This is a genomic window from Pseudomonas chlororaphis subsp. aurantiaca (assembly GCF_013466605.1).
GTDB lineage: Bacteria > Pseudomonadota > Gammaproteobacteria > Pseudomonadales > Pseudomonadaceae > Aquipseudomonas > Aquipseudomonas chlororaphis_I.
The window spans coordinates 4,909,966-4,924,256 of the sequence record NZ_CP059162.1 but is presented as its reverse complement, the minus strand read 5'-3'; the positions used below and the strand labels follow the sequence as shown (position 1 = coordinate 4,924,256).

Annotated in this window: 17 protein-coding genes; 14 read left to right on the top strand and 3 right to left on the bottom strand. The window is 55.4% G+C overall.

Annotated elements, in window-relative coordinates; translation table 11 throughout:
• The 5 genes from H0I86_RS32545 to H0I86_RS22085 all read left to right on the top strand — a co-directional run bounded on the left by H0I86_RS32545 (position 1) and on the right by H0I86_RS22085 (position 4,638).
• Positions 1-168, top strand: coding sequence for a DUF6889 family protein (locus H0I86_RS32545; protein ID WP_373369371.1), 168 nt, complete (start codon positions 1-3; stop codon positions 166-168).
• A complete protein-coding gene (locus H0I86_RS22100; protein ID WP_180922188.1) occupies positions 169-2,115 on the top strand; it encodes a phage tail tip lysozyme in 1,947 nt (648 codons plus the stop codon).
• A gap of 1 nt (position 2,116) precedes the next feature.
• Complete coding sequence (locus tag H0I86_RS22095) at positions 2,117-2,707, top strand: phage baseplate protein (RefSeq protein ID WP_180922187.1); 591 nt, start codon at positions 2,117-2,119, stop codon at positions 2,705-2,707.
• Positions 2,708-2,711: 4 nt separating this feature from the next.
• On the top strand, positions 2,712-3,023 hold the full coding sequence (locus H0I86_RS22090; RefSeq protein ID WP_180922186.1) for a phage baseplate plug family protein: 312 nt from the start codon (positions 2,712-2,714) through the stop codon (positions 3,021-3,023).
• A 649-nt stretch (positions 3,024-3,672) separates the two neighbouring features.
• Entirely contained in the window at positions 3,673-4,638 is a 966-nt protein-coding gene (locus H0I86_RS22085; RefSeq protein ID WP_180922185.1) for a phage protein, read from the top strand.
• Here H0I86_RS22085 and H0I86_RS22080 read toward each other — a convergent pair.
• Complete coding sequence (locus H0I86_RS22080; RefSeq protein ID WP_180922184.1) at positions 4,635-5,045, bottom strand: hypothetical protein; 411 nt, start codon at positions 5,043-5,045, stop codon at positions 4,635-4,637. The two genes, H0I86_RS22085 and H0I86_RS22080, sit on opposite strands and share 4 nt — an antisense overlap.
• Positions 5,046-5,058: 13 nt before the next feature.
• On the opposite strand from H0I86_RS22080, the gene H0I86_RS22075 reads away from it, so the two are divergent.
• The 6 genes from H0I86_RS22075 to H0I86_RS22050 all read left to right on the top strand — a co-directional run bounded on the left by H0I86_RS22075 (position 5,059) and on the right by H0I86_RS22050 (position 9,355).
• The gene (locus H0I86_RS22075) at positions 5,059-5,772 is read left to right on the top strand and encodes a Gp138 family membrane-puncturing spike protein (protein WP_180922183.1); all 714 of its coding nucleotides are present in this window, start codon (positions 5,059-5,061) and stop codon (positions 5,770-5,772) included.
• Complete coding sequence (locus H0I86_RS22070; protein WP_180922182.1) at positions 5,769-6,122, top strand: contractile injection system sheath initiator; 354 nt, start codon at positions 5,769-5,771, stop codon at positions 6,120-6,122. The genes H0I86_RS22075 and H0I86_RS22070 overlap by 4 nt, the downstream gene beginning before the upstream one ends.
• Positions 6,123-7,301 carry a baseplate J/gp47 family protein gene (locus H0I86_RS22065; RefSeq protein WP_180922181.1) on the top strand — a complete coding sequence of 393 codons (1,179 nt, stop codon included), beginning with the start codon at positions 6,123-6,125 and terminating at the stop codon, positions 7,299-7,301.
• 1 nt (position 7,302) lies between these two features.
• The gene (locus H0I86_RS22060) at positions 7,303-7,962 is read left to right on the top strand and encodes a DUF2612 domain-containing protein (RefSeq protein WP_180922180.1); all 660 of its coding nucleotides are present in this window, start codon (positions 7,303-7,305) and stop codon (positions 7,960-7,962) included.
• Between the two features lie 66 nt (positions 7,963-8,028).
• Entirely contained in the window at positions 8,029-8,913 is an 885-nt protein-coding gene (locus H0I86_RS22055) for a gp53-like domain-containing protein (protein WP_180922179.1), read from the top strand.
• Between the two features lie 10 nt (positions 8,914-8,923).
• Positions 8,924-9,355, top strand: a complete 432-nt coding sequence (locus tag H0I86_RS22050) for a phage tail protein (protein WP_180922178.1) — start codon at positions 8,924-8,926, stop codon at positions 9,353-9,355.
• Between the two features lie 5 nt (positions 9,356-9,360).
• Here the strand turns inward: H0I86_RS22050 and H0I86_RS22045 are convergent, their stop codons facing one another.
• Entirely contained in the window at positions 9,361-10,338 is a 978-nt protein-coding gene (locus tag H0I86_RS22045) for an acyltransferase family protein (protein WP_180922177.1), read from the bottom strand.
• Between the two features lie 121 nt (positions 10,339-10,459).
• On the opposite strand from H0I86_RS22045, the gene H0I86_RS22040 reads away from it, so the two are divergent.
• The 3 genes from H0I86_RS22040 to H0I86_RS22030 are packed head-to-tail and all read left to right on the top strand — an operon-like array spanning position 10,460 to position 11,759.
• Positions 10,460-10,885, top strand: coding sequence for a structural protein (locus H0I86_RS22040; RefSeq protein ID WP_180922176.1), 426 nt, complete (start codon positions 10,460-10,462; stop codon positions 10,883-10,885).
• The gene (locus H0I86_RS22035) at positions 10,882-11,235 is read left to right on the top strand and encodes a ubiquitination-like system serine protease family protein (RefSeq protein ID WP_180922175.1); all 354 of its coding nucleotides are present in this window, start codon (positions 10,882-10,884) and stop codon (positions 11,233-11,235) included. The genes H0I86_RS22040 and H0I86_RS22035 overlap by 4 nt, the downstream gene beginning before the upstream one ends.
• Before the next feature lie 2 nt (positions 11,236-11,237).
• The gene (locus H0I86_RS22030) at positions 11,238-11,759 is read left to right on the top strand and encodes a lysis system spanin subunit (RefSeq protein ID WP_180922174.1); all 522 of its coding nucleotides are present in this window, start codon (positions 11,238-11,240) and stop codon (positions 11,757-11,759) included.
• Positions 11,760-12,167: 408 nt separating this feature from the next.
• Here the strand turns inward: H0I86_RS22030 and mnmC are convergent, their stop codons facing one another.
• Positions 12,168-14,162, bottom strand: a complete 1,995-nt coding sequence (gene mnmC, locus H0I86_RS22025; protein ID WP_180922173.1) for a bifunctional tRNA (5-methylaminomethyl-2-thiouridine)(34)-methyltransferase MnmC2/FAD-dependent 5-carboxymethylaminomethyl-2-thiouridine(34) oxidoreductase MnmC1 — start codon at positions 14,160-14,162, stop codon at positions 12,168-12,170.
• Positions 14,163-14,291 lie beyond the last annotated feature (129 nt).

Sequence of the window (14,291 nt, the reverse complement as noted above, 5' to 3'; positions counted from 1 at the left end):
ATGCCGAACGGGGAAGACTGGCTCCTGATTCCCGTACACGAAGGCATGTGCCGGTACGAGTCCCTGATTGATGGGACTTTAGATCTTTCCGACATCGCAAAAATGAATGATTCGCTGCTGGTCCGAGCCGAAAATAAGGAGCGGATGCGTAGAGCCCTGGAGGATTAAATGGCCGATCAAGAAGTCATCAAGGAGTTCTTGGTTGGCCTGGGCTTCAAGGTTGACCAGAAGGGAGCGAAGGATTTCACGCAGGGTATCGACACTGCCACCAAGAGCGTGGTCAAGCTGGTAACGGTGATCGCCGGCGCATCGCTGACGGTCGCCGCCGGTGTTTCGGCGTTCGCCTCCAATCTGGAGGGGCTGTATTTCGCGTCGCAGCGTGTGGGTGCCTCCGCTGAAAGCCTGAAATCCGCTGAATATGCCGCCCGTGATTTGGGCGCTTCGGCGGATGAGGCGCGCGGCTCGATCGAGGGTATTGCGAAGTTTCTGCGTAATGTTCCTGGTGGCGAAGGGTTCTTGCAAAACCTAGGAGTCCAGACGCGGGATGCTAATGGCAATCTACGCGATACAACTGACATGCTGGTCGACATTGGCCATAAATTGAAGGCGATGCCGTGGTACCAGGCAAATCTATACGCGAATGAGCTTGGCATCGATGAGCGCATGCTGCGCGCCATCCAGGACGACAAGTTCGGCGCCAAGCTCGAGCAGAACCGGAAGAAGCTCAAGGACAGTGGCCTGGATCAGGCCACCAAGGACGCCCATGCGTTCATGGAGACGCTGCGCGAAGTTGGTCTGCAGTTCGAGACTTTCTCGGTTCTGGTGCAATCAGCATTTATGCGCAAACTGGGTCCTGATTTGCAGCGGTTCGCAATCTGGTTCGAGCAGAACGGACCAATGATCGCGGACAGAGTCGCTGACATCACCGTGAAGCTGGTCGACATGGTGGAGAAGGCCGGTCCGTACCTTCAGAAGATCTGGGAATTCTTCGTCAAACTCGACGATGCTACCGATGGCTGGAGCACGAAGATTATTGCGCTGTTGTGGGTGCTGAATGCCCTTGGCGCGTTATCGCTGATCAGTGGCATTGCGCGCTTGGCAGGGGCTTTCTTGCGACTTGGAACAGCGATAACCGGTGCAGGGGCTGCTGCTGCCGGCGCAACTGCTTTGTCTACCCTAGCAGTCGGACTTGGATCTGCCCTTTACTCGTCATCCCTGAATGACGGGGAAGACGAGATCGTCAAAAAGATCAGGGAGAGCCAAGGGCTTTCGGCTGAGGAAGGCCAGACACCTGATCAAGCAAACAACGAAAAATCAGTCGTAGAAGCATGGAATAAACTTCAAGGAACCGATAAGGACAAGTCGAACTTCGTTCAAGATTTCTTTGTGGCTCAAGGATGGACAAAAGACCAAGCCGCAGGTATCACCGCGAATCTTGCGGCAGAAAGCGGTTTCAACCCCAAAGCTATGGGTGACGGGGGCAGAGCCAGGGGGATTGGGCAATGGCATCCTGATCGTCAGAGCGAGTTCGAAAAATGGGCGGGATTCAATATCAGGGATGCTCGTGCTGACCTGATGAAGCAATTGGAGTTTGCTCAATACGAGCTGACAGAGGGGCTTGAAAAGCCAGCAGGTGATCAGATTCGTGCAACCACTGGTGCCAGCGCTGCCGGCGCCGCGGCGTCCAAGAAGTGGCTGCGCCCAGGCATTGATCAAGAGGCCAGAGATAGGGAGGCAAGGGTGCGCGCTGCAATGGCCTATCAGCTCGCCAATGCCGGTGCAGCGAAGCCACTTCAATCGCTGCCACAGCCCGAGCTATCCCCGGAAGTCGCTGAGGCACTTGCAAAGGCCCAAGCCAATGCTGGGCGTACAGCTGAGCAGATGATACGGGCCAGTCAAAACGCAGCTTCGCCCGAGGTGTCAATGTCCAGTTACAACACTTCAAGGGCTGCCCCTGCGGCCGGGACGACCCCGCCTCCAGTTGAATTTAGCCAAACAACCAATATCAACATTCATGGCGCAACTGACCCGAACGCCACAGCAACGGCGGTAAGTGGTGCACAGATCAGGGTGAACCAGGAAATAACCCGCAACATGAACTCGGCGGTGAACTGATATGCCAAATTTTGCCGGCTTCATCACCATCGACCCGAAGCGCTCCATCGGTAGCATCGTCGCTCATGTGACTATGGAAGAGGTTGCTACCGATGAGTTGCAGATTACGGAACACCCGGTTGAGCTTGGTGCCAACATCACTGATCACGCCTTCAAGAAGCCTGCAGATCTGATTATTCGGTGTGGATGGAGCAATGCCAGCCTGGCTGGAGTGATCGGCAGCGTGAAGGGGCTAATAACTGCACTACAAGGCGGTGATGCATTCGGCTCTGATTACGTATCGGGAATCTATAACCAGCTACTTGCGCTGCAGGAGTCACGGATTCCTTTCGACGTGTCCACCGGGAAGCGCCTCTACACCAACATGTTGATGCGCAGCCTTGGCGTTACCACAGATGAGAAAAGCGAATATGCGCTGATGGTGACTGCTGTTTTCAAGCAGGTTCTCATCGTCCAGACCCGAGCAACTACCTTGCCACCCAGGGATGACCAGGCACAGCCACAGTCAACGGCAGAAACATCCGATGCAGGGGTAAAGCAGGTAGTGGTCGGAACTCCTGCTCCAGGCGGATGGCAGCCCCCAAACGGATAGCCTTATGGCGAACTTTGAAATCCCACTGAGCCCAAATCCTCAGACCTTCACCATTTCGCTTTCCGGTATCGATTATCGGCTAACCGTGCAGTGGCGGAATGCTGAAGGCGCTGGCTGGGTCGTCGATATAGCTGATACCAGCGGCAATCCAATCATTCAAGGCATCCCCCTGGTGACTGGGGTGAACCTGCTGGAGCAGTACGCATACCTTGGATTTACGGGCGTGCTCTGGGTTCAGACAACGGCCGATCCTGATGCGGTGCCGACCTTCGACAATCTTGGTGTCGGCTCACACCTTTATTGGTATACGGCCTAGCTGGAAGTAATAAGCCTGAAATCGTCAGGGTTACAGCGGGGGCACCAATCACAGCCGCGCTTTACACATACTGATCGGAATTGATCCTTCATTGATGCTGGGTGTTCATGACTTATGGACCATCCGGTGTACTGCGTCACAAAGGCGCAAGGGATAACGGCTTGTTCATTTTTTGCTAGGCCGGTGATCTTTATGTAACTACCCGCAATTCCGGGTGTTAACTGTGAAGGATATAGGACATTGCAATGGGCTCTATGATCTTGAACCTGAAATGACTTTAGGCAGCATTCGATAACGCTAAGAATCCCGCCAGACGAGTGAACTAGCCTCCCTCGGACGATGAAAAATGTGCCTTTGAGCGAGCCAATGAGGCTGGCGATAGTTGCGGCGCGTGCAAGTTGCTCTTCCGTGTTGGAGAAGCCGGCAGCGTGATGCGTAGTCTTCCCTTGTTTCGATTCTTCGTAGAACGAAGCATTGCGTGCGATGGCGACAGCCATTGGGTAGCTGGGAGATCGTGATGTCTGGAAGACGATCAAAAATACATGGTTCATTGACTCTGACAGAAGGTCGCCGTTACCAGGGGGCTTGGCAATATCAGTTTTGTTCTCAGGTTCCATTTTTTAAGTTCGCCCGTCCCGTGGAGTGACCAATGAGCGTACCTCAATACCTGCGTCAAATCAGCCTTAAGGTGGGAGACGTCACTGACGCTCTTGACCTTTCAGATATGCGCATTCGGTTTGCTGTCCGGCGTGGCGATTTCAGAACGCCAAACACTGCCGACATCCGCGTCTACAACCTGAGTGATGACACAATTAAACGTGTTCAAAAGGAATTTGAGCGCGTTGTCTTGCAGGCAGGCTATGCGGGGAATTACGGCACCATTTTCGACGGCACAATCAAACAGGTCAGGCGCGGGCGTGAGAGCCAGACCGACACCTATATCGACATCACCGCTGCCGACGGAGACAGCGCCTACAACTTTGCTGTCATGAATGTAACTTTGGCGGCCGGATCTACTGCGAATGACCATCTTCAGCAAGTACTGAGTTCGATGGCATCTCGCGGCATAACGATGGGAGAGGCGCCGGAGCTGTCGTCCAACAAGCTGCCGCGCGGGAAGGTGTTCTATGGGATGACCCGAGACTTCCTCGATATCCTCGGGAAGACACAGGATGTGAGCTGGAGCATTCAAGACGGCAAGCTGACGCTGATACCGAACAATGCCTATTTGCCAGGTGAAGCTGTGGTGGTTACTTCCGCTACCGGCATGATTGGATTGCCCGAGCAGACACAGAACGGGATAACCGTCAGAACACTACTGAACCCAGGCATTCGAATCGGCAAACGGTTGCAGATCAATAACACCAGCATCCAGCTATACCGGTTCGGTACCGGTACCAACTCGGGAACATCCAACAGCTTTGTCGCACAGCAGGCCAAGGTTGCTGATGACGGCTTCTACAAGGCATTCGTTGTGGATCATTTTGGTGATACACGGGGAAACGAGTGGTACACCGACTCGATCTGCTTGGCTATTGACGCTACGGTCCCTCTCGGGCTGCTTCCGCAAACAGGCGGGGTTGGCCCTGTCGGACCGGTGCGACCTTATGGTTAAGGGCACATCTCAATTGCCTTCGCGTAAGGCGTTCCCTGGTTCGGCGACTTGGTGACGATGGCCATTCCGCTGCTTGATAGTTCCGCTGTGACATAGGCGTTTGGTGGTGCGTAGTTCTGGCTTTCATCCTGTCTGACAACCATATACGAACCGTCCAGATGTTTGCCCCAGCAGCCTTTCAGTGCCAAAGCTGGCCCAGCCCCGCTTTTAAATGAATAGGCGCGCATGTCCTTAGCGTGGACCAGAGGCAAGTCGCACTGACGATCTCCGTACAACACTTCCTGAGGGGTTGTGATGGGGAATTTGTCTCCGACGCATTGGTGCCCCTTGGCCGTTTGTACATACACGACTTCTGCGCTGGCAATCGCCGGCAGCGCCAACGCCACAACCAAAATCAACTTTCTCATGTGGTGATTCTCCATGGATTCACGCGAGCGAATGAACGACCCCGTCGTTGGGTTGACGGTCGCCCTTGGCGGGTGGCAGTCAAAAATGCAGACAGCCATTCCCGGAATAATTCAGTCCTTCAACACCGACAACCCTGATTCTATGACCTGCACGGTGCAGCCAGCAATCAGTGGCCAAGTGCGGGACGAAACTGGAGCCCTTATCGGTGTTGAGTTGCCGCTATTGGTGGATTGCCCAGTGCAGTTCCCGGCCGGCGGCGGCTGTACGTTGACCTTTCCTGTTAAGCCAGGTGACGAATGCCTAGTAGTGTTCTCTTCTCGCTGCATTGATTCATGGTGGCAGTCGGGAGGTATTCAGGCTCAGGCTGATCTGCGCATGCACGACCTGTCAGATGGATTCGCGCTGCTGGGGTTTCGCTCGCAACCTAGGGTTATTGGCAGCATCAGCGGAACCGCGGCTCAGCTCAGGACTGACGATGGCGCGGCCTTTATTGAGGTCGACTCGAGTACGCATGCCATCAACGCCGTCACCAGTGGCGCAGCATCGATCAGCGCCCAGGGCAATATCACCATGACTGCGCCATTGGTAACCATCAATGGCGACATGAAGGTAAACGGTCGCGTCGACACGACCGGCGACGTCAAGGCGGACACCATCAGCCTGTTGACCCATAAAACTAGCGGTGTAACGCCTGGCGGCGGAACGAGCGGGGTGCCCGTGCCATGAGATACCGAAAGCTCGACGCCAATGGTGACTACACCTTCGGCCACCAGCAAGCCGACTTTCTCCGCGACTCGCCTGAGGCTGTTGCTCAGGCAGTCAGCACCCGATTAAAGCTAGACCAAGGCGAATGGTTCCTCGACAAAACAGAAGGGATGCCATGGAAGACTCAGGTTCTTGGTGAGCGAACCACTGCAACCCGTGATAGCGCAGTGCAGAAGCGCGTGCTTGGCACGCAGGGCGTTACTCAGATTGCCAGCTATGAAAGCGAATTTGATTCTGAAACTAGGAAGTTCACCCCTACGGTGACAATCGATACAACCTACGGGCAGACGACCATAAGCGAGAACCTGTAAATGGCCTCTCCAACAGCACCGACAATCACCGCAACCGGGATCACTGCACCCGCCTACGCCGAGGTGCTTGATTACCTCAAGGCGAAATATCGCTCGATCTATGGCGATGATGTCTATCTCGAGTCAGACTCTCAAGACGGTCAGTTTCTGGCTGTTCAGGCTTTGGCCATAAGCGATGCCAATGCTGCGACGATTGCCGCTTACCTCTCATTCTCTCCAGCTACTGCACAAGGTGCAGCTCTTTCGAGCAACGTAAAAATCAACGGCATTGCCAGAGCGGTTGCTACAAACTCGCAAGTCGACTTGAAAATCGTTGGGCAGGCCGGAACTACCATCACGAATGGGTTCGCTGAGGATCAGAGCGGTAACAAGTGGGCATTACCGTCGTCGGTAGTCATCCCGCCCTCTGGAGAGATTGTTGAGACAGCCATTTGCGCGACAGTAGGGGCGATAACTGCTCTTGCCGGCCAGATCAATAAAATCTCAACGATGACTAGAGGTTGGCAGAGCGTTACAAACCTTTTGGATGCAACACCCGGGGCGCCAGTCGAGACCGACCCTAAACTTCGCGCCAAGCAGAAGACTTCGACAGCACTTCCATCAAGGACTGTGCTTGAGGGAACGATCGGCGCTGTCGCCAACGTGACTGGTGTTACTCGATATTCCGCGGTCGACAATGATACGAAGGTCACAGACTCAAATGGAATTCCAGGAAACAGCTTGGCCGTGGTTGTCGAAGGCGGCGATGCCAACGAAATTGCGGCAGCAATAGCCGCAAAGAAAGGTCCAGGCGGTGGAACCTATGGCACAACGTCAATTTCCACCACCAACGTCTACGGCATGCCTGTAACCATCAAGTTTTTTCGTCCGACAAATCAACCAATTACAGCTGCAGCGTCATTAAAGGCTCTAAACGGTTACACCACAGCAATCGGGGTGGCGCTTCAGCAGGCTGTTTCTGATTATGTAAATCAAGTAGCAATAGGTGGCGGCCCCAGCGGGACTGTGGAATGGGCTGATGCATTGACTGCAGCAAATAGTATTCCAGGCAGCGAAACCTTCAAGCTGACGGCTTTGACCATATCGGGCCCGGGTGGTCCTGGAGCGCCAGATGTGCCGCTTGCATTTAACCAGTCCGCCTCGTGCACTCCGGCGGCCGTTGTCCTTACGGTGACCTGACATGGCAACCATCAAGGATTACACCGGGAAAATTACCAGCGAGCATTCCGACAAGCCGAAGTACATGGCGATGGTGGAGGCTGTATCACAGTGTTTTCTTGACACCAATTCCACCGCAAGCAGTCTTTCATCGGTATTTGATTTAGATGATGCAGTCGGTGTGCAGCTCGACGACATAGGTCTATGGGTCGGCATATCTAGAAACGTTAGAACCCCACTCACAGGCGTGTACTTCTCCCTTGATGTCAGCGGTCTTGGATTCGATCAAGGGGTATGGCAAGGGCCGTTCGACCCGGATAGCGGTGTAACTAGGCTGGACGATGACACCTATCGATTGCTGATCAGGGCGAGGATCGGCGCAAACCGCTGGGATGGGACTATGGAGCAGTCCAAGGAAATCTTGGACCTTGTGTTCTCTGATGGGACTTTTGCTTTCATCCAGGACAACCAAGACATGACCATGACCATCGGTGTTGCCGGGGTCTCACCGTCAGCTCTTGAACTTGCGCTCCTTACTGGCGGGTACATTCCCATCAAGCCGCAAAGCGTTGGCGTTGATTACTACATCATCTCAACGGAAGAAGGGCCTCTCTTCGGGTTTGACGCAGAAAACCAATACATCGCCGGCTTCGACCAAGGAAGCTGGGGAAAAATCTACTAGAAAATCGGGGTATCTATGCCAACGAATGACTTTTTGCCGTTCGGCTCTGCCGTGGGTGCTAATGTCATGTCCCAGTCGGACTATGCAGCACTCACCGCCAGGTCAAATGGATTTTCAGCAGGTACGGCTGCATCAATCCAGCTAAATAAAGTCTGGCGGCAAGCCTCGATCATGGCAGCGATGATCGGCCAGTTCATTGTCGATAACAATGGAACGGACGCCATTGATGATGGGACAATCACAACCCTGCTCAATAGCTTTAAGCAGGGCCTTAATAAGGCCGGCGTGACAGCGCCCCAGTTCGATAACACGACAAAACTTGCGACCACAGAGTTTGTGCAGAAATCGCTTGGGAATATGGCCGGAGTTAAGATTATAACTTCCGGAGCAACCCTTACAGCTGCCGATGCAGGCCATGTGGTCCTGGCAAATATAACGTCAGGTGGAGTGATTGCTCTTCCGTCTTTTGCTAGCGTGTCGGCAGGGACTAAGTTTTATATTCAGTGTGGAGCCGGTACAGGTGCTATAACTGTAAACGCTCCGTCAGGGTTGACATTTGGCCCGCCAAATGGATCTGGAACTAGCATCGCTATTCAGCCTGGAGTTGCCGTAGAGTTTATTTATATATCGGCATCGACAATTTTGGTTAGTAATGGCGCTGGTATTGCGTCAACCAATAATAGTGGCTATGCGAAATTGCCAAATGGCCTTATCTTGCAATGGATGAGGGCTGCGTCTACTGGTGTAACCCCAAATGTATTTCAGACAATATCTCTGCCTATAACTTTTCCAAATGCGATGCTGATTGCATTTGCATCTAATTCTTCGTCAGGTCAGGCTGATACGTTTGCAACTAATGTTATCGAGAATACTACTGGTAGCGTTCGAGTCTCTTGGTCGTCAACCAACGGCGGAAACGCAGGTGTAAGGCTTTTAGCTATTGGCTATTGAGGGTTAAGCAATGTACTATTTTTCTCCGAGCAATAATCAGTTTTATTCTGATGACATTAATGGTAGTAGGAAACCAGAAGACTGTATTGGCATTTCAGATAGTAAATACGAAGAGCTAAAGTCTGGGGTTGAAAGGTTTCAGATTATTAAGGTTGATGATTCTGGTGAATTAGTATTGTCCCTTCGCCCGGGCCCCACAGAAGAAGAACTAGCAGCCGTCGAGGATCAATGGATTAATTCATATCTTTTGTTAACCGATCGCCTGGTTGCACGCCATCGTGACGAGATAGAGGCAGGAGGCCCATCTACCTTGTCAGCAGATAAATACACAGATTTACAGAGGTATCGTCGCAGCCTTAGGGAGTGGCCAAGCTCATTAGGATTTCCTTATTTAGAGAACCGGCCAACAGCACCATCATGGCTTAATGATTCGCTCGGCTAGGAGTTTCAGGGGGCGGTATCCAGTGGCGCTTTGCGAATGCTCAATAGCCCTTGCATTGATTTTAGCATTGGCCGCTCTATAGTTTTGTGTGCAACTATACCAACCACAATAGATGCCGATGTTGCTACAGCAATTAGTATTGGTGATCTGGAATCTGGCGCTGACCAATCTATAGCCCATATTACTATTATGTGGAATACGTAGATTGAGTAACTTGCCTCCCCTAGAAGCTGAGATATCTTGTTTTTTACTAACGATGAATCTTCAAAAGCTAGCGCTCCAATTACCAGCAGAGCAGATGGAATTCCCCAGGCAATTATCCCATCGGATTTCAAGTGGTTATGAGTTGCAAAAATTATTAGAGATGAGCATAAAAGCAATATTCCGGTTTTTTTGCTTGGGTGATAGCCGAGCTTTACAACTCTTCCAATTAATAGTCCAGCTACAAACTCAAGGAGTATCGGGTTTGCATAGTAAATATTGTTTCCGTATTTGCTTGAGCTGATGGCCGTCCCCATTACAATTAGCGCGCAGCAGGTTATGCTTATCGCTCTACCCTTGAAAATCATGAATGATGATAATGTAAAGTAAAAAAACATTTCATAATTTAACGTCCATCCAGGATATAGGATTGGTTTTCCAAATCCGTCAGGAGGAGGTAGGAAAAGAAAAGATTTTATTATGTGCTCTGCTGATGGAGGAGTTTCTGGATACCTTAATAGATAATAAACAACTGTTATTGCTGTTGCGACCCAATAAATAGGGGTCACTCTAATTACTCGCCTTGCAAGAAAATCTATTTGATTTGTTTGCGGGCGCAATGCCATGCACATAACAAATCCACTGATAATGAAAAATAGATCTACGCCGGCGGCCCCAGCTTTAAAGTTAAATATAGGGGCAAGTGACAAGGAGTGAAAGACTACAACTGATATGGCGCCAAGTCCGCGAAGGGCTTGAATTGAGTAATATTTATTGTTCATTTGTCAGTAGTTGTCTTTTTCTGAAAACATTCCTGCATCATATTGCATTAAGCGAGAAATAAAAAATTTACCTCAGATCATGGTTCGCCATGCGCGGGCTTTTTTTCGCCTGGAGAAAAGTATGCCGACAACCGAAACGCGCGGGGTGCGCAATCGAAACCCCGGGAACATCGACTACAACCCAGCAAATCAGTGGAAAGGCCAACTCCCACCCAACCCTGCGCTTGAGAAGCGGTTCGCCCGGTTCGACACGCCAGAGAACGGCATCCGCGCACTGGGCAAACTGCTGCTGACCTACCAGCGAAAGCACGGGCTCAAGACGGTGAAGGGGATTATCAGCCGCTGGGCGCCAGCAGTAGAGAACGACACGGCTGCCTACGTACGCGCCGTCGAGGCCAACACCGGTACCCGGCCTGGGGCAGAGATCGATCTGACTCAGGCCCCGGCCATGGCCGGGTTCGTCAAGGCGATCATCCATCACGAAAACGCAGGGTACGAATACCCGGCCGCTGTACTGGCTGAAGGCGTGCGGAGGGCGCTGGCATGAGCTACTTCCTCAGGTTGTCCCGCATTCTGGCTACCGCCGCCGATGGCTCTCTGTGGTTCGAGTGCCCAGGCTGCAAGCAAATGCACAGCATTCAGCATGGTTCAGGCCCCGGCCCCCGGTGGGGGTGGAACGGTAATGTCGACACGCCAACGTTTACACCGTCGATTCTTGTTCGCGGCGCTCAGCGTGTAACCGAAGAGGAGCACGCGATCTTGATGGCTGGCGGTCACGTCGAGCCGCGCCCGTTCGTGTGCCACTCATTCGTGACTGATGGCCGCATTCAATTCCTCGGCGACTGCACGCATGCGCTGGCCGGTCATACCGTGGATCTGCCTGACTGGGAGGACTAGCGATGTTTACGCCATTACAGAAACTGACCGGCGCCCTGGTGCTGGCCGGCCTGCTGATCGCCGCCGGCGCGGGCGTCGCCTGGCAGGTCCAGGATTGGCGCTTTGGCCGACAGCTGGCGGATCAGGCCAGGCAGCACGATGACGACCTGAATCAGCTGAACCTTGCGGCAGCGGCCCGACAGCAGGCCGAGCAGGACAAACGCCTGGCCCTGGAGCAGCAGCTGCAGGCCAGCGATCAAACCCATCACAGAGCCCTGACCGATGCACAACGTGATCAAAGCCGTCTGCGTGACCGTCTTGCTACTGCTGACCTGCGGCTGTCAGTCCTTGTCGACGCCGCGGATACAGCCAGTAGCTGTGCAGTGCCTGCCACCGCCGCCACCGTCGGCGTGGTTCATGGAACCGCACGCGCCAGACTTGACCCAGCGCATGCTCAACGAATTGTCGGCATCGCCGATGCCGGCGACCGGGGACTGATCGCTCTGCAGGCTTGCCAGGCGTATGTGAGGGAACTGCAAAAATAGGGGTTGTGTTCGGTCGGCAGGACGCCGTAGGAGGGCATGTGGCTCTCGTACCACTTTTTGTACCATGTTCAGTTCCCGATAGGGGATATCAGGGACAATAAGAGGCGCTAGGAGCCCTTGTTTAGCGCATATCACATACTCCAGCTAATCCGCACATAAGTCCTTACCGGTTTTTCCGTTGGGGAGGGGTGAAACGCGACCGGCCAGAAACGGCAGGTACCCGGAAACTGACCCAGGTGAAACCCTGGAGTTTTAGACCGATGGGTTATAAGCGGCGGAGTGCTAGTGCGTTGCGGGCCGAGGTAAAGGCCTTGATCTGCCTGGAGTTTTGCCGCGCGGGCAGGGCCCGTGGGCGTTTGCGCGGCGATGGCGAAGCGATGCCAGGGTGGCTGGCATCGCGGTTTGCTTTCATGGCTTGCCGCGAATCAACCGACGCAAGGCAAAGCGATTGGGGTGACAGGCTTCGGCCACGTTGCGCGGCAGGGGCAGCGGTTCGTTGTCCAGCCAGGCGGCCAGCAACTCGCCCGACAGCGGCGCGGTAATCAGCCCGCGCGAGCCGTGGCCGCTGTTGATATACAGGCCGTCCAGCCAGGGGCAGGGCAGGTCCGGGACCTGGCGCGCATCCTTGCCCAGCACCGCGTAGACCTCGGCGAATGCCGCCTGGTCCGCCAGGGGGCCGACGATCGGCAGATAGTCCGGGCTGGTGCAGCGGAAGGCGGCCCGTCCTTCGAGGGTTTCCGCTTGCAGCCGGTCGGCCTCCAGGCGTTCCACCAGGTCCTGGGAGATCTCTTCGAGCATCTGCAGGTTGCCCGCGTGCTCGGCGGCGGTGGGCGTCAGGTCTTCGCTCTTGAAGTCGAAACTGGCGCCCAGGGTGTGTTCGCCCAGGCGCGCGGGGGCGACATAGCCTTCGGCGCACACCACAGTGGCCAGGTCCTGGCTGCGCGCGGTCTGCGGCAGGCGGGTGATCTGCCCGCGGATGCGCTTGAGCGGCAGCTCGGCGCTGGCCGGGAAGCGCTTGATCTCGGCGGCGCCGGCGAGGATCACCACCTCGGCACTGGCCAGCAGCCGCTCGCCGTCCCAGGCCTGCCACTGGCCATCGACCCGGCGCAGTTCCAGTACCTCGTGATGGGGCAGCAGGCGAATCCGCGGGTGTGCGGCTTGCCACTGGCACAGGGCCGGCGGGTGCACCCAGCCGCCTTCCGGGTAGAACAGCCCGCCGTGGGCCAGGCCGATGCCGGCCAGGGCCTGGGCCTGGGGTTGGTCCAGCTGATGCAACAGGTCCGTCGGGAAGGCGGCCGCCAACTGCGCCTGGCGCTCGGCTTCCTTGGCGTTGAAGGCCAGTTGCAGCACGCCGCAGCTGTCCCAGTCGACACCCCGTTGCAGCTGTTCGAGCAGGCGCCGGGTGTAGCCGAAACCACTGAGGATCATCTGCGACAGGGCGGTGCCGTGGGCCGAGAGTTTCAGGTACAGCACGCCCTGCGGGTTGCCCGAGGCTTCCTGGGCCAGTTGCCCGTGGCGCTCCAGCAGGCTGACCTGCCAACCCCGCGCGGCGAGGCTGGCGGCGCTGGCGCAACCGGCCAGGCCGGCGCCGATCACCAGGGCGTGTTTGTCCTGGATCCGTTGAGTCGGGCGGGCGAACCAGGGCTTGCTGGCGGCTGGCGCTGGGGTGTCTGCGGGCCAGCCGAGGAACTCGCCGCGCAGCACTTCCCACTTATGGCCGATGCCCGGGGTGCGTTTCATCTTGAAGCCCGCGGCATTCAGCAGGCGGCGCACCCAGCCGGTGCTGGTGAAGGTGCTGATGCTCGAACCCGGAGCGGCCAGGCGCGCCAGTTCGGCGAACAGCTCGGCGGTCCACATCTCGGGGTTTTTCGCCGGGGCGAAGCCGTCGAGGAACCAGGCATCGACCTGCCCGTCGAGTTGCGGCAACTGCTCCAGGGCATCGCCGATCAACAGGGTCAGGGTGACGCGGCCCTTGTCCAGCACCAGGCGTTGAAAGCCCTGATGCACAGCGACATAGGCGCGTAACAGGCGCTCGGCCAGGGGCGCCAGCTCCGGCCACAGGGCCAGGGCGCGCTGCAGGTCGGCTGGCGTCAGCGGATATTTTTCCACGCTGACGAAATGCAGGCGCGCGCTGGCGTCGGCCTGTTGCTCGAACAACTGCCAGGCGCAGAGGAAATTCAGACCGGTGCCGAAGCCAGTCTCGCCGATGACGAAGCGGCCACTGGGCGGCAACGCGGCAAAACGCTCGCGCAGGCGATTCTGTTCGAGAAACACATGGCGGGTTTCATCCAGGCCCGAGTCGGTGGAGAAATACACGTCGTCGAAAACCCGCGAACGCGGGCGGCCCTGGTCGTCCCAGTCGAGCTGGGCATGGGGCTGGGTGTGAGACAGTTCAGCGGTCATGTTCGGCTCGGTAACGGCAAGGCGACCATTCTAGCCGATCGACACAGGGGGTAATGATCCACGGCAATGGCTGGCATCTTCCCTGCCGACAAATCATGTGTCGATCCGTTAGTCTTGCTCCATCTTGCC